Consider the following 22,112-nt stretch of genomic DNA (forward strand, 5'->3'; position numbering starts at 1 on the left):
GTCCGGTTACCCCTAAGCCGTGGCCGCGACTGCGCCGAGCGCCTTGATGCGATCGGGCCGGAATCCGGACCAGTGGTCGCTACCGGCGACCACGACCGGAGCCTGCAGGTAGCCGAGCGCCATGACGTAGTCACGCGCCTCGGAGTCCAGGCTGATGTCGACCTTCTCGTAGGCAATGCCCTGCTTGTCCAGCGCCTTGTAGGTGGCGTTGCACTGCACGCATGCCGGCTTGGTGTAAACGGTGATCGAATGCTGAGTCATCTGCTCTACGGCTCCTCTGCGACCTGAGACTGGCAACTACTCATGAACTGCGTCTCGCTAAAGTTCAGCGGCCCGGAGGCCCTCAAAATTCCTGTCGCCCGGAGGCGTGGTCCTTGGGGCCGAACAGCCGACACCAGTGGATTTCTGCACTCCGGCCGACCTTTGAAGCTTGGAAACCGTGGGGGTCTGTCGGTGTTCGAAACACTACACCTAGTGTCCGACATTGCGAGCGGATACCAGATGTTCTGAATAACAATTCTGAAATTCGCTGGTCGTAAGCTTCTCATGGTTCGGCCTCTCGGCGTGTCGCACGTCACATCCTGAGGTGTGTCGCGCTCAACGACCAGATCTACCACCGGCCACCGACAGGCAGGTCGCCACCAACCGTCACAGTGACATAACAGCAAAGCTGCGCGACGGCTACGAACGGGCGCGCTCAGCCGTGAGGGTCAGCCGACTTCGGCGGCCAGCTTGCCCACGATGTCGCGCAGCTGCGCGACGACCTCGTCGTTCTCGCGCGGGTGCTTGCCACCGAGTGTCGTCGCCTGAATCGACAGCTTGAGGTCCTCGACCACTCGCGGGCCGGCGATCCCGAACGACTTGCGCGTCTCGTCGTGCGCCCACACACCGCCGAACTTCCCGAGAGCAGCGCCGACCACCGCGATCGGCTTTCCCTTCAGCGCGCCGTTGCCGAACGGCCGCGACAGCCAGTCGATCGCGTTCTTCAGCGCGCCCGGAATGCTGCCGTTGTATTCGGGGGTGAGGACCAGGGCAGCGTCCGCCTCGGCGGCCACCTGGCGCAACGCCACCACCGGTTCGGCGACGTCCTCGTTGTCGATGTCCTCGTTATAGAACGGCAACTCCCCCAGCCGGTCGAACAACACCAAGCGCACACCGTCGGGAGCCGTTTCGGCGGCGAGCTCGGCAAGCTGGCGATTGATCGAGGCCTTGCGGAGGCTGCCCACCAGCACCAGCACGTTGATGTCCGACATATTCACATTCCCCTTCGGTCTTCGCGGATGATCTTCACACGGTTTAACCGGACTGTGGTCCGAATTCATCCCGCTGAATTAAACTGGTGACGTGCCTCCCCATGCGCTGCCGATCTCGGATGAGCCGCAAGAGCGGGGCGACGCCGCGCGTAACCGCACGTTACTGCTCGAGGCGGCGCGGCGGTTGATCACCGAACGCGGTGCCGACGCCGTCACCACCGACGACATCGCCGTGGCCGCGGGCGTCGGCAAGGGCACGCTGTTCCGCCGCTTCGGCAGCCGTGCGGGACTGATGATCGTTCTGCTCGACGAGGACGAGAAAGTCCAACAGCAGGCCTTCCTCTTCGGGCCGCCGCCGCTGGGGCCGGGCGCACCACCGCTGGAGCGCCTACTGGCATACGGCCGTGCCCGGCTGAAGTTCGTGACGGCCCATCAGGCACTGCTGTCGGATGCCAACCGAGACCCGCAGATGCGTTTCAACGCCCCGGCCACACTGCACCTCCGTCACGTCATAGTGCTGCTACAGGATGCGGATACGACAGGCGACCTCAATGCGCAGGCAACGGCCCTGCTCGCACTGCTCGACGCCGACTACGTGCACCACCAGCTCAACGAGCGCGGCCAGACACTGAAGAGCCTCGGTGACGCGTGGGAGTCGTTGGCGCGCAAGCTCTGCGGAACATGACGCGTTGGGTGCTGCACGTCGACCTCGATCAGTTCCAGGCTGCGGTCGAAGTGCGGCGGAATCCCGACCTGGCCGGACTGCCGATCGTCGTCGGCGGCAACGGCGATCCGAACGAGCCCCGAAAGGTCGTCACCTGCGCTTCGTATCCGGCGCGCGAGTTCGGCGTGCACGCCGGGATGCCGCTTCGCAGTGCGGCGCGCAAATGCCCCGACGCGACGTTCCTACCGCTCGACACCGACGCCTACGACGAAGCCTCCGAAGAGGTGATGGGTCTATTGCGCGACTTCGGCCACCCGGTCGAGGTGTGGGGCTGGGATGAGGCCTACCTCGGCGCCGATGTCGACGATCCCTTTTCATTGGCCGAGCAGATTCGTGAGGTCGTGGCGGCCGGGACGGGTTTGTCATGTTCGGTCGGCATCAGCGACAACAAACAGCGGGCGAAGGTGGCAACCGGCTTCGGCAAGCCTGCAGGCGTTTTCGCACTCACCGAGGACAACTGGATGGCGGTGATGGGCGACCGCGACGTCGATGCGCTGTGGGGCGTCGGCCCCAAGACGTCGAAAAAGCTTGCCGGCATGGGCATCAACACTGTCGCCGATCTGGCCTCCACCGACGCGCAATTGCTGACGTCCACCTTTGGCCCCACCACCGGGCTGTGGATCCTGTTGCTGGCCAAAGGCGGCGGCGACGCCAATGTCAGTGCTCAACCGTGGGTTCCGCGCTCACGCAGCCATGTGATCACCTTCCCCGAGGATCTGACCGACCGCACCGAAATCGACTCGGCCGTGATCGAACTCGCGAAGCAGACGCTCGCCGAGATCGTCGGTCAGGGCCGCATCGTCTCGCGAGTCGCTGTGACGGTCCGCACCAAGACGTTCTTCACGCGCACCAAGATTCGCAAGCTCGCGTCGGAGAGCACCGATGAGGACGTCATCATCCGCACGGCGCTCGATCTCCTCGGGCAGTTCGAACTCGACCGGCCCATCCGCCTGCTCGGGGTACGGCTCGAGCTGGCGGCGCCCGTGGATGGCTACTGAGTCCCTCTCAGAAGTTTCCTCACAAGACAGCCGGCGTTCACCGGCGTGCCGTTCAATGCGCACGGCTCATCCCCGGACCGAGGAGATCTACATGTCGGTGTACAAGCTGGTCGGCGTTGTCAGCGCGGCCGCGGTGCTTTTGCTCGCAGGATGCGGCAGCGACGACAAAGCCGACTCCAACGGCAACCCGCTCGACCGTCCGGCCAAGGGCGATCTGTCCGCCAACGGTGGCGCCGCCCGCCTCGGTGGCGACCAGACCGACGCGATCCGCGAAGCCATCAACGGCTCTGGCGCACGCAACATCATCCTGTTGATCGGCGACGGCATGGGCGATTCCGAGGTCACCATCGCGCGCAACTACGAGAAGGGTGCGGGTGGATTCTTCGCGGGTATCGACGCGCTGCCCCTCACCGGGTCGTACACCACTTACGCGCTCAACAAGGACGGCAAGCCGAACTACGTCACCGACTCGGCGGCCAGCGCGACGGGCTGGTCCACCGGCACCAAGACCTACAACGGCGCGCTGGGCATCAACATCAAGGGCGAGGCGCAGAAGACGATCCTGGAACTCGCCATCGATCAGGGTTTCGCCACCGGCGACATCACCACTTCCGAAATCCAGGACGCCACACCGGCGTCGTTGTTCTCGCACATCAGCGAGCGGGACTGCTACGGCCCCGAGGAGATGGCCGACGACTGCGCCGACGAGACGCTCGAGAAGGGCGGCAAAGGATCTGTCACCGAACAGATGCTCGCCACCAGGCCAGACATCACGATGGGCGGCGGCGCGGAGACGTTCGCGCAGTCTGCGACCGGTGGTGAATACGCCGGCAAGACGCTGGAGGTTCAGGCCAAGGAGCGCGGCTACCAAATCGTGCGCACCGCAGGCGAACTCGCAAATGTAAGCAAGGCCGACCACGATGCTCCGCTGCTGGGGCTGTTCGCCGACGGCAACATGCCGGTCACCCTCTCCGGTCCGCCTGCCGTTCGACAGGGGTACCTGCAGCCCGCCGCCAAGTGTGCCGACAATCCCGAACACGGTTCGGACGTACCGCAATTGGCGGATATGACCAAGAAGGCGATCGACCTGCTGAAGGGCAGCAAGAAGGGGTCGGACAAGGGCTTCTTCCTGCAGGTCGAGAGCGCGTCGATCGACAAGCGCGACCACGCCGCGGATCCATGCGGTCAGATCGGCGAGACCGTCGTGTTCGACGAAGCGGTCAAGGCGGCACTCGACTTCGCCAAGCAGGACGGCAACACGCTGGTGATCGCGACCGCCGATCACGGGCACACCAGCCAGATCGTCGAACCGGTCAGCGAGGAAGACCTGCAAGGGATGGCCGAGGACGCCAAGCAACCCATCGAGCGGGTGCGCGACATCATGTATCCCGGACTGACCCGCAAGCTGACCACCGCCGACGACGCGGAGATGACCGTCAGCTACGGCACGTCCGCCGACGTCAACGTTCAGGACGAGACGCACACCGGAACTCAGGTGCGGATCGCGGCCTACGGCCCACGGGCGGCCAACGTCGTCGGCCTGACGGATCAGACCGATCTGTTCTTCACGATGACCGACGCGCTGGGCATCAAGCGCTAGCGCGGCCGCGCCGGTGGCCGAAGCGCACGGGTGAACAACACGTTCACCTGGCGCATCGTCACGCTGTAGGGCCACCACGCGGTCCGCTTGAACAGGTAGAGCGCCCGGATGTCGTGCGAGGTGTAGATGAGGAACCGGTTGCGGCGCACGCCCCTCAGGATGCGGTCGGCGACGTGTTCGGGTGATACGGCGTGACCGCCGAATCGGTCGGTCCACTTTTTCACGTGCGGATGCTCACGATCCACGCCGGCGATGTGCACCGACTGCACCAGAGGCGTCTTCACGGCGCCCGGCACCACGACCGACACCCCGATCCGGTGCCGCGCCAGGTCGAACCGCAACACTTCGGATAGACCCCGCAGCCCGTACTTGCTTGCGCTGTAAGCGGCGTGCCACGGCAGCGCGACCAGGCCGGCCGCCGAGGAGACGTTGACCAGATGCCCGCCCTTTCCCGCGGCGACCATCGGCGGGACGAACGACTCAATGACGTGGATCGGCCCCATCAGGTTGATGTCGACCATCGACTTCCAATGCTCGTGCGTGAGAGTCGAGACCGTGCCCCAGGCGGACACACCCGCGATGTTCATCACCACATCCATCGCAGGGTGTTCGGCGTGAACATCGGCGGCGAATATGTCGACGGCTTCGTAGTCGGAGATGTCGAATGCGCGGTACGCATGGACTACCCCGCCGAGCGCGCGGGCATCGGCCACGGTCTTCTCCAGGCCTTCGGCGTCGCGGTCGGTGAGAAAGAGCTCGGCCCCCTCGGCGGCCAGCTTCAGCGCGGTCGAGCGCCCGATGCCGCTGGCGGCTCCGGTGAGAAGACAACGCTTACCGGCGAAATCGCTCCCCGAAAACACCCCGGCCATGACGCTGACCCTACCTAGTGCTCTTCGGGTCCGATCCGCCCCACAGCGCGTTCAACCACAACTTCTCGACGATGTCGATGGCGCGCGACGAATCCTGCCCGCGTCCGACGAACGTGCTGTCATGCGTCAACGTCATCGTGGTGACCGCCGACATCGTCCGCACCAGGGCAGGCAGATCGTCGGAAATCGGGCGCGCCTCGGAATCCTGTTCGAGAAGGGTGATCAGCTTGTCGATGATGCCGTCGTAGAAGTCGTCCATCATCTCGCGGATCTGCGCATCGGTGTTCCGCGCCACCGCGCACGCCCGCAACACCGGATCGTCGTTCGCGTACACCGCTGCGGCGCTGCCGACCATCCGCTTGGCGAACGCCGACGGGGTCTCACCAGGCTCGCGGGGAGCGAAGTGGTGGGTCAGGCTGTCCAGAAGTTCGCCCGCGTCGGCGAGGATCACGGCCAGCACCGCGTACTTCGAATCGAAGTAGAAGTAGAAGCCCGACCTGGCGACACCTGCACGCTCGCTGATCGTGCTGACGGACAAATCGGCGAACGAACGCTCGTGAAGCAATTCACGCACCGCGGTGACGATCGCATCGCGTTGCCGGTCGCCCCTGCTGCGGCGGAGCTCGGTGGGTGCGGACTCAGCAGTCATGGTCCTAGACCTTCGCACCGCGACACGCTCGATCCAAACTTGACATGCGTCAAGTCTGCCATTCAGGATGAGGATAGGAGTGACAACGGCCACAGTCATTTTGGCTTGAGGGAGCGCAGATGCCGACCATCAGTACCAGGGACTACCTGCTCGACCAGGCGAAGCGGCGGTTCACCCCGTCGATCACCAACTTTCCAGGTCTGGGCACGGTCGAGAAGCGGCTGCTCAAGACCGACTTCCCGCAGAAGAAAATGACGGAGCCGCCCGCAGGCAGCGACCTCAAAGCGGTCGCAGGCGACGCTGGCCTGCCGATCCTGGGCCACATGATCGAGATGTTCCGCGGCGGACCCGAATATCTCCTGCACATCTACCGCAAGTACGGCCCCCTGTATTACGCCGACTCGCCCGTCCTGCCCGCCGTCACGGCTCTCGGCCCCGACGCCGCCCAGGCCATCTACTCCAACCGCAACAAGGACTTCAACCAGCAGGGCTGGGTCCCGGTGATCGGTCCGTTCTTTCACCGCGGCCTGATGCTTCTGGACTTCGAAGAGCACATGTTCCACCGGCGGATCATGCAGGAGGCGTTCGTCCGGACGCGGTTGGTCGGCTATCAGGAGCAGGTCGACAAGGTGGTGTCTCAGGTCATCGCAAACGACTGGGTGACCAACGACTCGCGGTTCCTCATGTATCCCGCCATGAAGGAACTCACGCTCGACATCGCGTCGATGGTGTTCATGGGTCACGAGCCGGGGACCGACCACGAACTCGTCACCAAGGTCAACAACGCGTTCACCACCACCACCCGCGCCGGGAACGCAATCATCCGCACCGGGGTGCCGCCGTTCACGTGGTGGCGCGGACTGCAGGCGCGCAAGCTCCTCGAGGACTACTTCCAGGAGCGGGTCCGGGAACGCCGCGGCAAGGACGGCTCGGACCTGCTGACGGTGCTGTGCCAGACCGAGGATGAAGACGGCAACAAGTTCTCCGACGACGACATCGTCAACCACATGATCTTCTTGATGATGGCCGCGCATGACACGTCGACGTCGACGGCCACCACGATGATCTATCACCTGGCGAAACACCCTGAGTGGCAGGACCGTTGCCGCGACGAGTCCGACCGCCTCGGCGACGGGCCGCTCGACATCGACTCGCTGGAGAAGCTGGAATCCCTCGATCTGGTGATGAACGAGTCCATCCGACTCGTGACACCCGTGCAGTGGGCGATGCGCCAAACAGTGCGCGACACCGAACTATTGGGCTACTACCTACCCAAGGGCACCAACGTCATCGCCTACCCGGGGATGAACCACCGGCTCGAGGAGTTCTACCCCGAGCCGATGAAGTTCGACCCGCTGCGCTTCACGGAACCGCGCAACGAGCACAAATCGCACCGGTACGCGTTCAGCCCGTTCGGCGGCGGCGCGCACAAGTGCATCGGCATGACGTTCGGCCAGTTCGAGGTGAAGACGATCCTGCACCGGCTGCTGCGCAAGTACCGCCTCGAACTGCCGCACAAGGGCTACACGACCGAATGGGACTACGGCGGCATGCCGGTGCCCAAGGACGGTATGCACATCGTGCTGCGTCCGCTGCACTGACGATGAGCGAGAAGTCATTGGCCGACCGCACGATCGACGCGTTGGCGGTCGGGCGTATCGCTGCCGGTGCGCTGTCCTGGATCAGCCCCAGCCTCACCTCGAAGGTGTTCGGGATGGACGCCGACGGTGGTCAATCGCGTTACGCGTGGCGGCTTTTCGGTGTGCGTGACGTGGCCATCGGGCTCGGCACGCTGCTGTCGTCGGGTGCGCAGCGGCGGGCCTTCGTGACCGCCGGTCTCGCATGCGACGTGGGCGACGGTGCCGCCGGTGCCGTCGCCATGTCGCGCGGCGACTTCACGCGATCGACGGCGGGCGCACCGGTCACCGTGCCTGTGCTCGCGGTCGCCCTCGGCGCGTGGACGCTGCGCAGTATCAGCCGTTAGGCGCAGGCGAGCAGGCGGTTGGCGCAGGCGATCATGGCCCGCAACGCCGACTGCGTCGGGTCGTCGGCGAGGCCCATCGCCCACTCGGAGTGCCCACCGTCGGATCCGCAGATGAACGTCGCGGTGTTGTCGCCGGCGGGCAACTGGTGGAAGGCCGTCATCTCGACCGCGATCCCCCGCGCGTGGAGCATCTCCGTCAGCGCGGCGACGGGTCCGGACGCCTTGGCCGACGACGTGCTGATGCGGTCGCCGAGCGCCAGCGTGGCCTGATAGTTGCGCGCCTGCGGACCCAACCGGCTGGCGGGACGCTCAGCGTCGGTGCAGGCCCACTGGCCCAGCCGCAGCGGTCCCGTGGTGGGTGCGTATTGATCGAGGAACGTTTCGAACGACATTGCATCGGCCTCCTGGCGCAGACCGCGGGGCAGAGGTCCGTCCACGTGAGTCGCGAACGGGGCTGCGCCCGGTAAGGGCCCTGCATTGATTGCGGGTTCGAATGACATGTGCCGGTCTTCTCAGTTCAGAGGTAGAGACCGACGAGGTAGCGACGACCCACAGCGAGGGGTCGGTCAGGATCAGACCCCGCTGCGGGTTGCTACTACGAGTCGCCTCGGCACGTTCGCGACTCTAGACGCCCATCTGCGAGGGTGCAAACACATTTCAGCGCACCAGGCGGCGCAACAGAAACGAGGCCATCGCGATACCGGCGATCGCGGCGACGACCAGCACCGCGACGTCGAGCGCCATGTTCGTCGGCGTGCCGATGAGCAGCCCACGCAACGCGTTGACCTCGTAGCTGAGCGGGTTGACCATCGACAGCCACCGCAGCCACACCGGCATCACGTCAACCGGATACAGCGCGTTCGACGCGAAGAACAGCGGCATCGTGATCGCCTGCCCGATGCCCATGAGGCGGTCGCGGTTACGCACCAGGCCCGCCAGCGATATCGACAGACATGCGAAGAACGCCGATCCCAGCACGACGACACCCATCGCCCCGAGGATGCGCAACGGGTTGACGGTCATGCTCACGCCGAGGAGGTAGGCCAGCGCCACCACGCCGATCACTTGAACCACCGAGCGCACACCGGCGGCGAACGCCTTGCCCGTCACCAACGCCGACGCGGGCGCGGGCGTGACCATCAGCTTGGCGAGTATCCCCGCGTCGCGGTCCCACACGATCTGGATGCCGTAGAAGATCGAGATGAACAACGCCGACTGCGCGATGATGCCGGGCGCCAGGAACGCGAGATAGGGCACGTCGCCGGTGTCGATGACGTTCAGATGCGAGAAGGTCTGCCCGAAGATCAGCAGCCACAGGGCGGGTTGCACCATGCGGGTGAACAGCTCGGTGCGGTCGTGGCGCAGCTTCTGCAGTTCCACAAGCGCGAAAGCGCCCACCCGCACGGCCATTCCACGGATCCGGCGCCACCCCCGGGGCGCGAGGACCAGCGCGGTCTCGGCACGGGGCTCAACTGACACGGCGCGCCGTCCTTCGGCTCGAGCGCACGTCGCGCATCCCCGTTTGCGATGTGTCGTCGTCGAAATCGGCTCCGGCATAACGCCGGAACACGTCCTCGAGAGTCGCTTGCGGGGACACCGTCTGCTTCAGTTCGGCCGGTGTCCCCACGGCCTGCAGTCGACCGTGGTGCATCAGCGCAACCCGATCACAGAGCGCGTCGGCCTCCTCCATGTAGTGCGTGGTCAGCAGGACCGTCATGCCGAACTCCTGCTGCATACGCCGAACCTGCGCCCAGACGCCGTCACGGGCGATCGGATCCAGGCCGACCGTCGGCTCGTCGAGCAGCAGCAACGACGGCCTGTTTACCAGCGCCTGGGCCAGTTCCAGGCGCCGCACCATGCCGCCGGAGTAGGTGCCGGCCAACCCGTCGGCCACATCGAGCAGGCTCATCGCCTCCAGCGCATCGTCCACCCTGTTGCGGCGTTCATGACGCGGAACGTCGTATAGGCGGGCGAACAGCTCCACATTCTGCCGTCCGGTCAATGCCGACTCGATCGAAAGCTGTTGCGGCACATACCCGATGTTGTGCCGGATATCCATCGTGCGACGGCGCGCATCCATACCGAAGATCTTCACGTCGCCGCCCTGGACGGGCGTCAAGGTCGTCAGCACCTTCACGACCGTCGTCTTGCCCGCGCCGTTGGGCCCGAGCAGGCCCATCGTCTCCCCCGCGTTGACCTGAAGGCTGAAATCGTCGACCGCCGTGAAGCGGCCATAGGAATGGACGAGATTGCGGCAATCGATCGCCGGTGCGCCGAGAGCAGTCACGCATCCCCCTTCTGCAGCATTCGTGTCACTTCGGCGAGCACCCCGAGTCCGCTTTCCAGTCGGTCGATCTGCGCGGCGTCCAGATCCCCGAGTACCCCGGCCAACGTCGCCCGACGCGCCGCGCGCGAGCGGTCGGCGATGCGTTGCGCCGGCGCTGTCAGCCGCAGGCGTCCGATCCTGCGGTCGTCGGCGTCGGCGTCGCGGATCAACAATCCATCGGCGACGAGCCTGCTGACCAGAGTGGACGCGGTGTTGGGCACCAGACTCAACTCCTCGGCCGCCTCCCTGACGGATATGGCCGGCCGGCGACCGACCAGTCGCAGCAGTTCGGCTCGGGACTGGGTCAGGCCCGTGGTGTCGAAACCTCGCCCGGCCGAACGTCGTAACTGCCGACGAAATCGCCCGACGACGTCGAACAGCTCACTCGCGAGATCGGCAGTGCTGTCCACTCGGGCGATGATACCTCTGTTTCAGAGGTATCTCTGCCCCGGCCGATGGACCGACGCCGCCGCGAAGTAACGTCAACGCCCGATGACGTGGTGGGATGTGGCCCTTCTCGCTGCGGCGGGCGTGCTCGGCGGCCTCACCGGCAGCATTGCCGGTTTGGCGTCAGTCGCCACCTATCCCGCATTGCTGTTGGTCGGCCTTCCGCCGGTGACCGCCAACGTGACGAACACGGTCGCCGTGGTGTTCAACGGCGTGGGCTCGATATGGGGCTCCCGGCCGGAACTCGAAGGTCAGGGGCGGTGGCTGAAACGCATCGCCCCGGTTGCCGCGTTGGGCGGGTTGGTCGGCGCGGTCCTGCTGTTGTCCATGCCCGCCGAGGGTTTCGAGAAGGTGGTTCCGCTACTCCTCGCGTTCGCATCGGTGGCGATAGTCATCCCGGCCCGCCCCCGCAAGGATGCGACGGTAGCGAGCCACCGAAGACATACGGTGACAGTGATACTCGAATCCGCCGCCATCTTCGTAATCTGCGTCTACGGCGGCTATTTCGGAGCGGCGGCGGGCATATTGCTGCTCTCGATGTTGCTGCGCGCGGGCGGTGCGACCCTGGCGCACGCCAATGCGAGCAAGAACGTCATCCTCGGAATGGCCAATGTCGCCGCGGCCATCCTGTTCGTGTTTCTGGCACCTGTGCAGTGGTCTGCGGTCATTCCGCTCGGACTCGGCTGCCTCGTGGGATCGCGGCTCGGCCCCATCGTCGTCCGCCACGCGCCAGCCGGCCCTATCAGGGTGGCGATCGGCGCTGCGGGACTGGCGTTGGCGGTCAAGCTCGGTGTCGATGCCTACGGCTAGTCCAGGTCGAACGGGTTGTCGCCCTTGACAACCCGCGTACCGACATCGATGAGGTTCTGCGCGTTGGCGTGTAACGCCTCTCCGGCGTCCCGACTCGCCTTGCCCATCAGGTAGCGCGACCACGTGCCTTCGATGACGACGCCGAGCTTGAAACACGCCATCGCCATGTACCAGTCCAGTTTCTGCGTCTGACGCCCGCCGGCTTTCCAATAGGCCTCGAGCAGTTCGCGCCTGGTCGCCAGTCCGCCGAGCGCGGCCAGCGCGCCCCCGGCCGTGATCATGCTGGTGTGCAGGGGCCACGTGATCAGGATCCAGCCCAGGTCGAGCAGAGGGTCGCCGACGGTGCACATCTCCCAGTCGACGAACGCCGCCAGCTCCGGTTCGTCCCGACGAAGCAGGACATTGCTCAGGTGCGGGTCGCCGTGCATGATTCCGGGCTCGCTGTCCGGAGGCAGGTTCGCCTGCAGCCAATCGGTGAGGTCGGTGACCGCAAGCGACTCGGGATCGTAGTGCTCGTGGCGGTAGCTCTCCAACAGCCGGAGAAACTGCGGAACCTGGCGCTCCACAAAGGATCCCGGCCGTCTCAGCTCGGCCAGCGGTTTTCCCTCCCATGCAGCGTTGCCCAGCCGCGCGAGGCTCGCGGCGTAGGAAGGGCCGACGTCGTGGCGTAGCGTCTCGTCGCGGACGTAAGCCTCGGACACCTCGCTGCCGGGGTTGAAGCCGTCGACCTCTTCCATCAGGTAGAAGACGACGCCGAGTACGTCGAGGTCCTCGCAGCCGGCGATGAAGCCGGGATGCGGGACGTCCGTACCCGCCAGCGTGCGCAGCGCCGCGATCTCGCGCAGCATCGTCTTGTCACTGGTCGGCCGCGGGTGAAGGGGTGGACGCCGCAGCACCATCGGGCGCCCGTCGATGTGCACACGCACCACGATGTTCTGGGTGCCACCGGTCAGCGGTTCCACGCCGGTGATCGTCGACCCGAGGCCCTGCCGTTGCGCCCAGCGCTGCACCGCAGCCTGGTCGTCGTCGCTCAGTGTCGGCAGCTGCTGCGCGTCATCGGGCATGCAGACATATTGTCAGGCCAGTCGCTACGCCTGATAGTTCAGGCAGGATTCGGCGCCGTCGATCACACCTTTACGGAACGCCTCAACCCTGGCCCAGCCCGCACCCTGCCGTTCGACGTCGCCGTCGCCACGGAATACCAGCAGCGCCTTGATGCCTTCGTCGAGGTCGCCCGGCGAGATGTGGTACGTGCTGGTCTCGGGACGGTTGTAGAGGATCACACTCGCCGTATAACCGCCCGCGAGGCAATCGCCGCGCAACGTCGACGTCTTCTCGTCGGACTGATCACCCAGCCTGGTCAACGCCGCCAGTCCCCACTGGGTGGCCAGCAGCGTCACGACCGCATAGTCGCCGCCCTGGTTGTACACCTCCGGCATCGCGATCACATTGTCCCAGCCGACGTAATCGTCTGGCACGCAATAGAACAGCGAATACCCTTCGGCCGACTGATCCCCGCACATCGGCGGCTTCGCCGGGTCGAACGGCTCGATGGATTTCAGCGGCGTCCACTGCTTGCCGTTGGAGATCTCGGGGTAGAGCTGCGTGAAGTAGTCCTCGATGTCGTACGGCACGCCGTTGACGGTCGAGTCGTAGGGGGCGTCCCCGCCTCGCGACTCGTCCTCCGCATCGTTGAACGGCAGTGCGAGCACCATCGGTTCGTCGTCACGGTAGTTCTTGCATTTCTCCAGACCGTTGTCGAAACCGTCCTGGAACGCACTGACCCGATCGAACCCGCTGCCGTGGGCGTTCGGGTCGATCTTGGGGGTGCCGGGGGTGTCCCGCAGGTCCAGGACACCGGCGAGGGCGGTGTCCAGCTGGGCGGCGTTGACGTCGAATATCTTGTCGTCCTTCGCATGTTTTGACCATGCCCCCGCGAAGCAGTCGGCCTGCAGTTCGCTCGTGACGGTGCGGGCAGTGAAGTTCGACCGCGCCTGAACCGCATGGCCCCACTCATGCGCCATCACGACCGAGATGACGAAATCGCCGTATTTCTGCTGCAATTCGGGCAGCAGTCCCTGCGCGTCCCACGCCACGACATCTTCGGTCGAGCAGTAGAACGCATTGCCCGCGACCTCTGCCGGGTCGGTCGTGCACGGCGGCGCGGGGCTGCTAGCGGTTACGGCGTAGTAGCCGCCCTTGATCGGGTCGAAGTCCTTGCCGTACAGCTTCGGGAACTGCTCGCCCCAGAACTTCTCCAGATCGGCGATGGTCTGGATCGCGATCTTGTTCACTGGCGCCGACGCGTCACCATCGATTTTGACGTCGCTGGTATCCGGCGGCCCGCCCTTCGCCTGCGTCTGCGACGGGGCCTCCGTCTTGAGACCACCACCGCAGCCCGCCACGAGCAGAACAACAGCCGCCACCGCGGCCACCCTTATGCGCATGGGCAGACATTAGCGGGCAAGATCAGAATTTGGACAGCAAACGCGCGGCGGGTCGCCAGACTGCGATTTCGGCGTGATCAGTCCTGCGTAGCGTGACCAATCACGCCGAAATCACAATTGCTACTTGGGGGCGAAGCGCTGGCCCGCGTCCAGGCGCAGGCACTGCCCGTTCAGCATCGGGTTCTCGACGATCGCAGCGACCAGCTTCGCGTATTCCTCCGGCCGGCCCAGACGCTTCGGGAACGCCGCGTCCTTCGTCAGTGCCTTCGCGAACTCGTCGGGGATGCCCTCGGTCAGACCGGTGGCGAACAGGCTCGGCGCGATCGCCAGGGCCCGGATGCCCAAACTGCCCATATCGCGGGCCATCGTGAGGCACATGCCGGCGATCGCGGCCTTGGACGCCGTGTAGGCGACCTGTCCGATCTGCCCTTCGAATGCGGCGATCGAGGCGGTGTTGATGATGACGCCGCGCTCCTCCTGCTCGTCGTCGACGAGATCCTGCTTGCTCATCTGCCAGCCCGCGAGCCTGCTGATGTTGAAAGTGCCGATCAGGTTGAGGTCGACGCTCTTGCGGAAGGACTCCAGGCTGTGGGGCCCGTCCTTCTTGACGGTCCGCTCGGCGGCGCCGCCGCCGGCCGTGGTGACGATGATGTGCAGTCCGCCCAACGCGTCGATGGCCTGCTGCAGCACTTTCTCCGTGCCGTCGAAGTCCGTGACGTCGACCTCGAAGAACGAGCCGCCGATGGCGTCAGCCACCTCCTTGCCGTTCGACTGCGGGCGGTCCAGCACCGCCACGTCCGCGCCACGGTTGGCCAGCAACTCGGCCGTGGCTTTACCGAAGCCCGACGCCCCGCCGACAATGATGGCCTTCTTGCCCTGGATCTCCACCTGGCTTCCTTTCCAAAAAGTGCTCGATTCGTAAAGCAACCTATCCGATGACACTTTTCGTCAAGCCTTTCGGGTCGGTGCGTGGGTAGCTTGGCCTCATGACTTCGCGCGGCGCCAAGGCGATGGCGGGCGTCGCCGCGGGCGCGGTGTCGCTCGGCGTGACACAGCTGCTCGCGGTTTTCCTCGGACCCGAAGCCGACGCCCGCAACGCCGTCGGATCCGCCGTCATCGACCTCACGCCGGGCCCGATCAAAGAATGGGCCATCCAGAGCTTCGGTACGGCCGACAAGCTGGTGTTGACGGTCATGGTGGTGGCCGTGATCGCGGCGATTGCAGCGGTGGCCGGGCAGTACGAGACGCGTCGCGCTCCCGTGGGCAGTGCCGCAATCGTGCTCGCCGGGATCGCGGGCAGTGCGGCCGTACTGTCTCGCCAGGGGGCGACCGTCATAGACATCGCACCGACGGTCGTCGGCACCGCCTGCGGCGTTGTCGTGCTGCGATTGCTGACATCCGGTCGCTTCACCGACGAGTCCGACGCCGATCCCGGGGCGGACGCCCCCGATCGTGGGAGACGACTGTCTCTCGTCACCCTCGGATTTCTCGGAGCGGGAGCACTGGCCGGCGTCGGAGGCGCGGTGCTGTCGCGGCTGACGACCTCCGTGGCCGGCGATCGCAAAGCGTTCACGCTCCCGAAGATCGACGTGGCCGCACCGTCCGTCCCGCCGGCTGTGCAACCGCAGGGCGTCGCGCTGCCGTCCTTCGTCACCGGCAACGGCGACTTCTACCGGATCGACACCGCCCTGTCGGTACCTCAGCTGAGCCGGGCCGACTGGGAATTGAAGATCCACGGCATGGTCGACCGCGAGATCACCTATCGCTTCGACGATCTGGAGTCCTTCGAGGTCGTCGAGAAGCTGGTGACGCTGACGTGTGTGTCCAATCCCGTCGGCGGGGACCTCGTCGGGAACGCGGCATGGACCGGCTATCGCGTGCGAGATCTTCTGGCCAAGGCCGGCATTCACCCTGACGCCGACATGGTGCTGTCGAAGTCGATCGACGGGTTCACGGCAGGCAGCCCCGTCGAGGCCCTGACCGACGATCGCGGCTCGCTGCTTGCGATCGGCATGAACGGCCAGCCGTTGCCCACCGAACACGGCTACCCCGCGCGACTGGTGGTCCCCGGTCTCTACGGCTATGTGTCGGCCACCAAATGGGTCGTCGATCTCGAACTCACCCGGTTCGATCGCGCCCATGGGTACTGGACTCCTCTGGGCTGGTCCGCCCTCGGGCCGATCAAGACGCAGTCGCGCATCGACGTACCGCGCAGCGGTCAGGACGTGGCACAGGGAGCCGTGACATTCGGCGGTGTCGCGTGGGCCCAGAACCGCGGCGTGCGAGGCGTGGAGGTTCGCATCGATGAGGGCGACTGGGAGCAGGCTGATCTCGGCGCGAACTATGCCAACGACACCTGGCGGCTCTGGAGCTTCCCGTGGCAGACCACCCAGCCGGGGCCGCACACGATCTCGGTACGCGCGACCGACGACACCGGTGCCGTCCAGACCTCGCAGCTCGCAGACCCGGTTCCCGACGGCGCCACCGGCTGGCACACGGTGTCGTTCGCCGTCACATAATTCGCGTGCGATTGCCTACATCGGCGCCTATGTTGGCGTGCCGTGACTGCCGCTCAATTCTGGAGAACGGCGCTGCGCGAGGCGCTGCTCGCCGCTCGTAAGCAGCGCGACGCCACGCGGGTGTCCGCGTTGCGCTCGGCCCTGAGTGCGATCGACAATGCGGAGACCCCCGACGCTGTCGAGGTCGATGCACCGGCGAGCACAACGATCGCCGGTGGTGTGGTGGGGCTCGGCGCTGCCGAGGTCGCGCGCCGGGAGTTGTCCGACGCGCAGATCCGCCGCCTGCTGCGGGCCGAGATCGACGAGCGGCTGGCGGCGATGCAGCAGGTCACCAACGGTGGGCGTCCCGAACGCGCAGCCCGGCTGCGCGCCGAAGCCGCGGTGCTCACCGGCCTGCTCCGAGATGTCTGAGGGCCGTGCCAGGCTGAGGTCGTGCAGCTGCTTGACGTCGCCACCGCGTCCACCGAGGTCGGCGCCTCCTCGGCCCGGCTGAAGAAGATCGCCAGGATCGCCGATCTGCTGCGCCGTGCCGGCGAAGAGGGCGACGCCACGCTGGTCGCGGTCGTGGTGTCGTGGCTGTCGGGCGAACTGCCGCAACGCCAGATCGGAGTCGGCTGGGCCGCGGTGCGCTCGCTGCCTACCGCCGCCGCGGAGGCCACGTTGACCGTGCTCGACGTCGACGCCCGGTTCAGTGAGATCGGCGCCGTCGCGGGCAACGGATCGCAGGCGCGCAGGGCCGACCTCGTCACCGGGTTGTTCAGTGCGGCCACCGACGTCGAGCAGACCTTCATGCGCCGCTTGCTCAGTGGCGAGTTGCGTCAGGGCGCCCTCATCGGGGTGATGGCGGACGCGGTCGCGAAGGCGGCGGACGTTCCCGCGGTTGCGGTCCGTCGCGCGGCGATGCTCGGCGGCGCGCTGCCCTCGGTCGCGGCGGCGGCGCTGACGGCTGGTGAGGCCGCGCTGGAACAATTCACCCTGACGGTCGGGCGGCCCATCGGACCCATGCTGGCCCAGACTGCGACCGGCGTTTCCGATGCGCTCGAACGTCTCGGCGGCACAGCGGTTCTCGAGGCCAAGCTGGACGGTGCTCGCGTGCAGATCCACCGCTCGGGCGATGCGGTGTCGATCTACACACGCAGCCTCGACGATGTCACGGCGCGGCTGCCCGAGGTCGTCGAAGCCACGCTCGCCCTGCCGGTCACGGATCTGATCGCCGACGCCGAGGCCATCGCGCTGCGCCCCGACAATCGCCCGCACCGATTTCAGGTGACCGCGTCGCGCTTCGGGCGTTCGGTGGACATCGCGGCCGCGAGAACGGCCCAACCGCTGTCGATGTTCGTTTTCGACCTCCTGCATCTCGACGGCACCGACCTGCTCGACCTGCCGACCAGCGAGCGCGTCGCCGCGCTGGACGCGGTCGTGCCGAGCGTGCATCGCGTCGACCGACTGATCACCGACGACGTCGGCGCCGCCCAGGATTTTCTCGACGCGACGCTGGCCGCGGGCCACGAGGGTGTGATGGCGAAGTCGTTGAGCGCGCCGTACGAGGCGGGTCGTCGCGGTGCCGGGTGGCTGAAGGTCAAGCCGGTGCACACGCTCGATCTGGTGGTACTCGCCGTCGAATGGGGTTCTGGCCGACGCACCGGCAAACTCTCCAACATCCACCTCGGCGCTCGAGACCCCGAGTCCGGCGAATTCATCATGCTCGGCAAGACTTTCAAGGGGATGACCGACGCCATGCTGGACTGGCAGACCGCACGCTTCACCGAACTGGCCGACGGACCGACCGACGGCTACGTCGTGAGGTTGCGGCCCGAGCAGGTCGTCGAGATCGCGTTGGACGGTGTGCAGACATCGTCGCGCTATCCCGGCGGCATGGCGCTTCGGTTCGCCCGCGTTCTACGCTACCGCGACGACAAGAGCCCGGCCGAGGTCGACACGATCGACACCGTCAGAGCCCTCTACCAGCGCAGCGACTAGCGGCGCTACGCGGTCCCCGGGGCATCACTGCCGTATTGCGGTAAGCCGGGTTCGCGGAAGCGGCGCCCTGTGATTTTTTCCGTGCGGATCCGCACGAAATGATCACGACGGCCTTCGGCCCATGGCGCAAGGAAGGTCCCTGCGAGCTCCACCAACTCATCTACTTCGGTGACAGGCTGCGCGTGCCCGACGACGGTCACGCTCCATCCTGTGCGCAGGTCCGGGTCCAGCTCGTCGGCTTCGAAAGCGACGACGGCGCCGTCTGTCGCGGCGGCGAGTTTCGCCCCACCGGCGACACGAATGACCACGTCGTCGCGCCAGAGCCGGAAGTTGACCGGCTGCACCGCAGGGACTGCGTCCTCGGTGAATACCAGACGCCCTACCCGGACCTCCTGCAAGAGGTCCAGACACTGTCTGCGGTTGAGGACATCGAGTTCGTGACCCTTAGGCATGGGATCAACCTCCTTGTACGGTCAGCCGGCGTTTCGCTCGGGTCCGAACCGAAAGCGCCTGCCACTGATCTCTGACGGGTGCACCCGCACGTAGCGGGGCTTCTGACCTGCCGTCCACGGCAGCAATTGTGCTCGCTCGGCATCCTGGATCTCGGCGCTCGTATTCAGCACCTGCGCCGCGCCCTTGACGATCACACTCCAGCCTTCCGCCACGTTGTGATCGTCGGCTTCGAACGCCACCCGGCAGTTCATCACGACGGTGAACAGCTTGGTGGCAAACTCCGCAGTACGAAACAGCACTGTCCTGCGCTGCACGTCGGAATTGACGGGAAAGATCTCCCGCTAGCCGTATACGCAGGCGACCAGTCGGCCCCAGCGCCACACTCGACAGCAGGTTCCAGCTCTCTTCACCCGATAGCACGTCCATCGGTTTGCCGACCATAAAAGCAGTGTAGGGATCTGTCGCCCAGTTCAGCTGGACAGCAACAGAATTCCGCCGAGGTGTCCGCCGCAGCAAATCGATTGATGGCGGGCGCGTCGATGAGAAACCCCGAATCCGCCCAACGCCGATTTTGTCGGTGCAAGGATCGGGAAAGGCATGACATTTCGCGCCATCGAGGGAGGGCACGTGACCGCACCCAGCACGTCGGACCGCACCGAGGAAACCAAGGGCGACGTCACCTACATCCGCACCGACAAGGATTTGCCGCCGGTGGCGATCATCGACCGATCGCCGATCACCACCAAGCACAAGATCATCTTCGCGATCATCGCAGTGCTCGGCGCTGCGGCGTGGGCGATCATCGCGTTCTTCCGCGGGGAGACCGTCAATGCGGTGTGGTTCGTCATCGCCGCGATCTGCACCTACGTGATCGGGTTCCGGTTCTACGCGCGGCTGATCGAGATGAACATCGTCAAGCCGCGCGACGAAACTGCCACTCCCGCTGAGATTTTCGAGAACGACACCGACTACATGCCGACCGACCGCCGGGTGTTGTTCGGCCATCATTTCGCGGCGATCGCGGGCGCGGGACCACTCGTCGGCCCGGTGCTGGCCATGCAGATGGGCTACCTGCCCGGCACCATCTGGATCATCGTCGGCGCAGTCGTCGCCGGTTGCGTGCAGGACTACTTGGTGCTGGCAATCTCGACGCGCAGGCGCGGCCGTTCGCTGGGTCAGATGGCCCGCGACGAGTTGGGCGCCATCGGCGGTGCGGCCGCCATCATCGGCGTTCTCGCCATCATGGTGATCCTGCTGGCGGTGCTGGCGCTGGTGGTCGTCGGCGCACTCGCCGAGAGTCCGTGGGGCGTCTTCTCGATCGCCATGACGATCCCCATCGCGCTCTTTATGGGCCTGTATCTCCGATTCCTTCGCCCGGGTCGGGTCTCCGAGGTGTCTTTGATCGGCGTGGTGCTGCTCTTGCTCGCCGTCGCGTCGGGCGGTTGGGTCGCCGGAACCGACTGGGGCACCGACTGGTTCACGTTGTCGAAGGTGACGCTGTCGTGGTGCATCATCATCTACGGCCTGGCCGCGTCGGTGCTGCCGGTGTGGCTGCTGCTCGCGCCGCGCGATTATCTGTCGACGTTCATGAAGGTCGGCACCATCGCACTGCTGGCCGTCGGCATCCTGCTCGCCCGCCCGATCATGGAGGCCCCGGCCATCTCGACGTTCGCCAGCAGTGGCACCGGCCCGGTGTTCGCAGGCTCGCTGTTCCCGTTCCTGTTCATCACGATCGCATGCGGTGCGCTGTCGGGCTTCCACTCGCTGATCTCCTCGGGCACGACGCCGAAGCTGCTGGAGAAGGAAAGCCAGATGCGGCTGATCGGCTACGGCGGCATGCTCACCGAGTCGTTCGTGGCGATCATGGCGCTGATCACGGCGGCCATCATCAATCAGCACCTGTACTTCGTGATGAACGCCCCTGCCGCACAGACGGGCTCCACCGCGCAGACGGCCGCCGACTACGTCAACGGGTTGGGACTTTCGGGCCCCCCGATCACCGCCGGGGAGATAAGCAGCGCCGCCGAGAGCGTCGGCGAGGAGAGCATCGTGTCACGCACCGGCGGCGCACCGACGTTGGCGTTCGGCATGTCCGAGGTGCTGCACTCCGTCTTCGGCGGGGCGAGCCTGAAGGCGTTCTGGTACCACTTCGCGATCATGTTCGAGGCGTTGTTCATCCTGACCACGGTCGATGCCGGTACCCGGGTGGCGCGCTTCATGCTGTCCGACGGACTGAGCAACCTCGGCGGGCCACTGCGCAGGCTGAAGGATCCGAGTTGGCGTGTGGGGGCGTGGATTTGCAGTGTGATCGTCGTCGCGGGCTGGGGCTCGATCCTGATCATGGGCGTCACCGATCCGCTCGGCGGCATCAACACGCTGTTCCCGCTGTTCGGTATCGCCAACCAGCTGCTCGCAGCGATTGCGCTGACGGTCGTCACTGTGGTGGTGATCAAGAAGGGCCTTCTGAAATGGGCCTGGATTCCGGCGATTCCCCTGCTGTGGGACCTCGTGGTGACGCTGACGGCGTCCTGGCAGAAGATCTTCTCCGCAGACCCGAAGCTGGGTTACTGGAAGCTGCACAGCATCTGCAGCGCTGCGCAGGAGGCGGGCAAGCTCTGTTCGACGGCGAAAACCCCCGGCGATGTCGAGAAGATCGTTCGCAACACCTTCATCCAGGGCTCACTGTCGATCCTGTTCGCCACTCTGGTGGTCATCGTCGTCATCGCGGGGGTGATCGTGGCGTTGCGGGCGATCCGTGGCGGCGGTTCGACATCGACCGAGGACGAGCCGGTGCCGTCACGGATATTCGCCCCTTCCGGTCTGATTCCGACCAAGGTCGAGAAGGAGGTGCAGAAGCAATGGGACGCGTTGCCGAAATCGGCCGCCAAATCAGTTGGTACTGGGGCTCATTGATGGGCGACAATCACTATCGCCGCTACGTCGAGCATCGGGCGGTGACCCATCCCGGCGAACCGGTCATGTCCGAACGCGAATACTGGCGGATGCGCCACGCCGCGACGGAATCCAGCCCCAACCCGCGCTGCTGCTAGGGA

General features: G+C 65.7%; 23 protein-coding genes and 1 pseudogene. 11 read left to right on the plus strand and 13 right to left on the minus strand.

The features are described from left to right. Positions 1–12 precede the first annotated feature (12 nt). Both AB4Z42_RS07055 and AB4Z42_RS07060 read right to left on the minus strand, forming a co-directional pair. Positions 13–261 (minus strand): redoxin NrdH, encoded by a 249-nt coding sequence (locus AB4Z42_RS07055; protein ID WP_442008414.1) that lies wholly within the window; start codon positions 259–261, stop codon positions 13–15. A 449-nt stretch (positions 262–710) separates the two neighbouring features. Beyond that, positions 711–1,253, minus strand: coding sequence for an NADPH-dependent FMN reductase (locus tag AB4Z42_RS07060; protein WP_442008415.1), 543 nt, complete (start codon positions 1,251–1,253; stop codon positions 711–713). A gap of 91 nt (positions 1,254–1,344) precedes the next feature. Between AB4Z42_RS07060 and AB4Z42_RS07065 the strand changes: the two genes are divergently transcribed. The 3 genes from AB4Z42_RS07065 (at position 1,345) to phoA (ending at position 4,575) form a co-directional block, all read left to right on the plus strand. Then, positions 1,345–1,938: a helix-turn-helix domain-containing protein gene (locus AB4Z42_RS07065; protein ID WP_442008416.1), complete on the plus strand. Its 594-nt coding sequence runs from the start codon at positions 1,345–1,347 to the stop codon at positions 1,936–1,938. Next, positions 1,935–2,975, plus strand: a complete 1,041-nt coding sequence (locus AB4Z42_RS07070) for a DNA polymerase IV (protein ID WP_442008417.1) — start codon at positions 1,935–1,937, stop codon at positions 2,973–2,975. The genes AB4Z42_RS07065 and AB4Z42_RS07070 overlap by 4 nt, the downstream gene beginning before the upstream one ends. Positions 2,976–3,066: 91 nt before the next feature. Then, positions 3,067–4,575: an alkaline phosphatase gene (gene phoA / locus AB4Z42_RS07075; protein WP_442008418.1), complete on the plus strand. Its 1,509-nt coding sequence runs from the start codon at positions 3,067–3,069 to the stop codon at positions 4,573–4,575. On the opposite strand, the gene AB4Z42_RS07080 is transcribed toward phoA, so the two are convergent. Continuing rightward, a complete protein-coding gene (locus tag AB4Z42_RS07080; protein ID WP_442008419.1) occupies positions 4,572–5,444 on the minus strand; it encodes an SDR family oxidoreductase in 873 nt (290 codons plus the stop codon). The genes phoA and AB4Z42_RS07080 overlap by 4 nt on opposite strands. 10 nt (positions 5,445–5,454) lie before the next feature. Beyond that, entirely contained in the window at positions 5,455–6,093 is a 639-nt protein-coding gene (locus AB4Z42_RS07085; protein WP_442008420.1) for a TetR/AcrR family transcriptional regulator, read from the minus strand. Between the two features lie 119 nt (positions 6,094–6,212). On the opposite strand from AB4Z42_RS07085, the gene AB4Z42_RS07090 reads away from it, so the two are divergent. After that, a complete protein-coding gene (locus AB4Z42_RS07090; protein WP_442008421.1) occupies positions 6,213–7,694 on the plus strand; it encodes a cytochrome P450 in 1,482 nt (493 codons plus the stop codon). A gap of 2 nt (positions 7,695–7,696) precedes the next feature. Continuing rightward, positions 7,697–8,077, plus strand: coding sequence for a hypothetical protein (locus AB4Z42_RS07095; protein ID WP_442008422.1), 381 nt, complete (start codon positions 7,697–7,699; stop codon positions 8,075–8,077). On the opposite strand, the gene AB4Z42_RS07100 is transcribed toward AB4Z42_RS07095, so the two are convergent. The 4 genes from AB4Z42_RS07100 to AB4Z42_RS07115 all read right to left on the minus strand — a co-directional run bounded on the left by AB4Z42_RS07100 (position 8,074) and on the right by AB4Z42_RS07115 (position 10,822). Continuing rightward, the gene (locus tag AB4Z42_RS07100; protein WP_442008423.1) at positions 8,074–8,577 is read right to left on the minus strand and encodes a homocitrate synthase; all 504 of its coding nucleotides are present in this window, start codon (positions 8,575–8,577) and stop codon (positions 8,074–8,076) included. The genes AB4Z42_RS07095 and AB4Z42_RS07100 overlap by 4 nt on opposite strands. Before the next feature lie 157 nt (positions 8,578–8,734). Next, positions 8,735–9,487, minus strand: a complete 753-nt coding sequence (locus tag AB4Z42_RS07105; RefSeq protein ID WP_442008868.1) for an ABC transporter permease — start codon at positions 9,485–9,487, stop codon at positions 8,735–8,737. Positions 9,488–9,545: 58 nt separating this feature from the next. Further along, complete coding sequence (locus AB4Z42_RS07110; protein ID WP_442008424.1) at positions 9,546–10,364, minus strand: ATP-binding cassette domain-containing protein; 819 nt, start codon at positions 10,362–10,364, stop codon at positions 9,546–9,548. Continuing rightward, entirely contained in the window at positions 10,361–10,822 is a 462-nt protein-coding gene (locus tag AB4Z42_RS07115) for a MarR family winged helix-turn-helix transcriptional regulator (protein ID WP_442008869.1), read from the minus strand. Before AB4Z42_RS07115 ends, AB4Z42_RS07110 begins: the two co-directional genes overlap by 4 nt. Before the next feature lie 73 nt (positions 10,823–10,895). On the opposite strand from AB4Z42_RS07115, the gene AB4Z42_RS07120 reads away from it, so the two are divergent. Further along, the gene (locus tag AB4Z42_RS07120) at positions 10,896–11,660 is read left to right on the plus strand and encodes a sulfite exporter TauE/SafE family protein (protein WP_442008425.1); all 765 of its coding nucleotides are present in this window, start codon (positions 10,896–10,898) and stop codon (positions 11,658–11,660) included. On the opposite strand, the gene AB4Z42_RS07125 is transcribed toward AB4Z42_RS07120, so the two are convergent. The 3 genes from AB4Z42_RS07125 to AB4Z42_RS07135 all read right to left on the minus strand — a co-directional run bounded on the left by AB4Z42_RS07125 (position 11,657) and on the right by AB4Z42_RS07135 (position 14,995). After that, positions 11,657–12,724, minus strand: a complete 1,068-nt coding sequence (locus AB4Z42_RS07125; protein WP_442008426.1) for a phosphotransferase family protein — start codon at positions 12,722–12,724, stop codon at positions 11,657–11,659. The genes AB4Z42_RS07120 and AB4Z42_RS07125 overlap by 4 nt on opposite strands. Positions 12,725–12,748: 24 nt before the next feature. After that, positions 12,749–14,107: a neutral zinc metallopeptidase gene (locus tag AB4Z42_RS07130; protein ID WP_442008427.1), complete on the minus strand. Its 1,359-nt coding sequence runs from the start codon at positions 14,105–14,107 to the stop codon at positions 12,749–12,751. A gap of 120 nt (positions 14,108–14,227) precedes the next feature. After that, a complete protein-coding gene (locus AB4Z42_RS07135; protein ID WP_442008428.1) occupies positions 14,228–14,995 on the minus strand; it encodes an SDR family NAD(P)-dependent oxidoreductase in 768 nt (255 codons plus the stop codon). A 98-nt stretch (positions 14,996–15,093) separates the two neighbouring features. On the opposite strand from AB4Z42_RS07135, the gene AB4Z42_RS07140 reads away from it, so the two are divergent. Genes AB4Z42_RS07140 through AB4Z42_RS07150 form a run of 3 tightly spaced genes read left to right on the plus strand, consistent with a single transcriptional unit; the run spans position 15,094 to position 18,606 of the window. Next, positions 15,094–16,626 carry a molybdopterin-dependent oxidoreductase gene (locus AB4Z42_RS07140; protein WP_442008429.1) on the plus strand — a complete coding sequence of 511 codons (1,533 nt, stop codon included), beginning with the start codon at positions 15,094–15,096 and terminating at the stop codon, positions 16,624–16,626. Positions 16,627–16,668: 42 nt separating this feature from the next. Beyond that, positions 16,669–17,037 carry a glutamyl-tRNA amidotransferase gene (locus tag AB4Z42_RS07145; protein ID WP_442008430.1) on the plus strand — a complete coding sequence of 123 codons (369 nt, stop codon included), beginning with the start codon at positions 16,669–16,671 and terminating at the stop codon, positions 17,035–17,037. A 21-nt stretch (positions 17,038–17,058) separates the two neighbouring features. Next, positions 17,059–18,606 (plus strand): ATP-dependent DNA ligase, encoded by a 1,548-nt coding sequence (locus tag AB4Z42_RS07150; protein ID WP_442008431.1) that lies wholly within the window; start codon positions 17,059–17,061, stop codon positions 18,604–18,606. A gap of 5 nt (positions 18,607–18,611) precedes the next feature. On the opposite strand, the gene AB4Z42_RS07155 is transcribed toward AB4Z42_RS07150, so the two are convergent. Both AB4Z42_RS07155 and AB4Z42_RS07160 read right to left on the minus strand, forming a co-directional pair. Continuing rightward, complete coding sequence (locus tag AB4Z42_RS07155; protein WP_442008432.1) at positions 18,612–19,058, minus strand: pyridoxamine 5'-phosphate oxidase family protein; 447 nt, start codon at positions 19,056–19,058, stop codon at positions 18,612–18,614. Between the two features lie 21 nt (positions 19,059–19,079). Beyond that, a pseudogene (locus AB4Z42_RS07160) lies at positions 19,080–19,500 on the minus strand (pyridoxamine 5'-phosphate oxidase family protein). Positions 19,501–19,656: 156 nt separating this feature from the next. Here AB4Z42_RS07160 and AB4Z42_RS07165 point away from each other — a divergent pair. Beyond that, a complete protein-coding gene (locus AB4Z42_RS07165) occupies positions 19,657–21,972 on the plus strand; it encodes a carbon starvation CstA family protein (protein ID WP_442008433.1) in 2,316 nt (771 codons plus the stop codon). Continuing rightward, positions 21,918–22,109: a YbdD/YjiX family protein gene (locus tag AB4Z42_RS07170; RefSeq protein WP_442008434.1), complete on the plus strand. Its 192-nt coding sequence runs from the start codon at positions 21,918–21,920 to the stop codon at positions 22,107–22,109. The genes AB4Z42_RS07165 and AB4Z42_RS07170 overlap by 55 nt, the downstream gene beginning before the upstream one ends. Positions 22,110–22,112 lie beyond the last annotated feature (3 nt).

Source organism: Mycobacterium sp. 2YAF39, from assembly GCF_052114565.1.
In the GTDB taxonomy this organism is placed as follows: domain Bacteria; phylum Actinomycetota; class Actinomycetes; order Mycobacteriales; family Mycobacteriaceae; genus Mycobacterium.

What these genes read in the sequence shown, in the direction of transcription:
- AB4Z42_RS07055 (WP_442008414.1), bottom strand. Translation starts at nt 261, where the DNA reads ATGACTCAGCATTCGATCACCGTTTACACCAAGCCGGCATGCGTGCAG.
- AB4Z42_RS07060 (WP_442008415.1), bottom strand. Translation starts at nt 1,253, where the DNA reads ATGTCGGACATCAACGTGCTGGTGCTGGTGGGCAGCCTCCGCAAGGCC.
- AB4Z42_RS07070 (WP_442008417.1), top strand. Translation starts at nt 1,935, where the DNA reads ATGACGCGTTGGGTGCTGCACGTCGACCTCGATCAGTTCCAGGCTGCG.
- phoA (WP_442008418.1), top strand. Translation starts at nt 3,067, where the DNA reads ATGTCGGTGTACAAGCTGGTCGGCGTTGTCAGCGCGGCCGCGGTGCTT.
- AB4Z42_RS07080 (WP_442008419.1), bottom strand. Translation starts at nt 5,444, where the DNA reads ATGGCCGGGGTGTTTTCGGGGAGCGATTTCGCCGGTAAGCGTTGTCTT.
- AB4Z42_RS07085 (WP_442008420.1), bottom strand. Translation starts at nt 6,093, where the DNA reads ATGACTGCTGAGTCCGCACCCACCGAGCTCCGCCGCAGCAGGGGCGAC.
- AB4Z42_RS07090 (WP_442008421.1), top strand. Translation starts at nt 6,213, where the DNA reads ATGCCGACCATCAGTACCAGGGACTACCTGCTCGACCAGGCGAAGCGG.
- AB4Z42_RS07095 (WP_442008422.1), top strand. Translation starts at nt 7,697, where the DNA reads ATGAGCGAGAAGTCATTGGCCGACCGCACGATCGACGCGTTGGCGGTC.
- AB4Z42_RS07100 (WP_442008423.1), bottom strand. Translation starts at nt 8,577, where the DNA reads ATGTCATTCGAACCCGCAATCAATGCAGGGCCCTTACCGGGCGCAGCC.
- AB4Z42_RS07105 (WP_442008868.1), bottom strand. Translation starts at nt 9,487, where the DNA reads ATGGCCGTGCGGGTGGGCGCTTTCGCGCTTGTGGAACTGCAGAAGCTG.
- AB4Z42_RS07120 (WP_442008425.1), top strand. Translation starts at nt 10,896, where the DNA reads ATGACGTGGTGGGATGTGGCCCTTCTCGCTGCGGCGGGCGTGCTCGGC.
- AB4Z42_RS07125 (WP_442008426.1), bottom strand. Translation starts at nt 12,724, where the DNA reads ATGCCCGATGACGCGCAGCAGCTGCCGACACTGAGCGACGACGACCAG.
- AB4Z42_RS07130 (WP_442008427.1), bottom strand. Translation starts at nt 14,107, where the DNA reads ATGCGCATAAGGGTGGCCGCGGTGGCGGCTGTTGTTCTGCTCGTGGCG.
- AB4Z42_RS07140 (WP_442008429.1), top strand. Translation starts at nt 15,094, where the DNA reads ATGACTTCGCGCGGCGCCAAGGCGATGGCGGGCGTCGCCGCGGGCGCG.
- AB4Z42_RS07155 (WP_442008432.1), bottom strand. Translation starts at nt 19,058, where the DNA reads ATGCCTAAGGGTCACGAACTCGATGTCCTCAACCGCAGACAGTGTCTG.
- AB4Z42_RS07165 (WP_442008433.1), top strand. Translation starts at nt 19,657, where the DNA reads ATGACATTTCGCGCCATCGAGGGAGGGCACGTGACCGCACCCAGCACG.
- AB4Z42_RS07170 (WP_442008434.1), top strand. Translation starts at nt 21,918, where the DNA reads ATGGGACGCGTTGCCGAAATCGGCCGCCAAATCAGTTGGTACTGGGGC.